The 948-nt window shown below is 73.0% G+C and carries 1 protein-coding gene; it reads right to left on the bottom strand.

The annotated features are described in order from the left end of the window. Window positions 1-939: DUF5996 family protein (locus GTQ99_RS23585; protein ID WP_166618065.1), on the bottom strand; the 939-nt coding region annotated here is incomplete at its 3' end. Window positions 940-948: the final 9 nt, after the last annotated feature.

The following is a 948-nucleotide window of genomic DNA, read 5'->3' as shown; positions in this document are numbered from 1 at the left end:
GTGGTCCCAGCGCGCCGGGTCGTCCTCCAGCGCAGCGCGGTCCCACCGCCCGTGCTCGGCGGCGGCCGCGTACGTGCTCTGCAGGAAGTCCATCAGCGCGCGGTCCGGGTCGCCGGCGCGGCGCACGACCTCGTAGGGCAGCAGGAACTGCCGGTTCCCGCTGCTGTAAGCGGCACCCTCCGGCTGCACCGGGTGGCCGGCGAAACCGTCCGGCTCGGGGTAGGCGTAGGCGTAGAAGGCGCCCTCCTCACCCCCACCGGGCCAGAACCCGCAACTGCTCAGCTCCCGGGAGTAACCCTCCGCCATCACCCAGTCCCCGCAGTTGGGCGCCCCGCCGGGGTGGGTCGGGGCCCCGCGCCCGGAGAAGCGGGTGCAGGCCAGGTCCATGGCCCCCCAGAAGAAGTGCACGGGGCTGACCTTGCCGACGAAGTGCGCCCGGAAGCGGCCCATCACGCGCTCGGCCTGCAGCAGCTGGCGCCAGAACGCGTTCGCCGCCCGCGGGTCGTAGCAGGCGTGCTCGTGGTCCTGGGCGAAGGGGATGGCCGGCTCCACCTCGTTGGGGACGGCCCGGATGCCGGCGCGCACCCCGAGCTCGCCCAGCGCCGCCACGACCTGCTCGTAGAAGAGCGCGGTGGCTTTGGCCTCCAGGGCCACCGTGCGGGTGCGACCGCTGCTGGAGCGCGCGATGAGCTGGTGCTCGACGAAGTCGAACTCGATGTCGAAGACCCCGTCGCCGTGCGGGATCGCGGAGGTGCTCAGGCCCCGTGGGCTCACGTAGAGGGTGCTCTGCCACCAGTGGTTGAGCAGCGGGGCGTGCAGCAGCCGGACCTTGCCGACGATCTGCAGCCACATGTGCAGGGTGTCGCGGGTGGGTGTCCAGTCCTCCACCCGCAGAGCGGGCCACGCCGCCCCGCTCACCTGCCCGGCCGGCACGCTCATCAGATCCCC

The sequence above is a fragment of the Kineococcus vitellinus genome (assembly GCF_009906315.1).
Lineage (GTDB): Bacteria > Actinomycetota > Actinomycetes > Actinomycetales > Kineococcaceae > Kineococcus > Kineococcus vitellinus.
The sequence above is the reverse complement of the archived record's forward strand: the minus strand, read 5'-3'. Positions and strand labels throughout refer to the sequence as shown.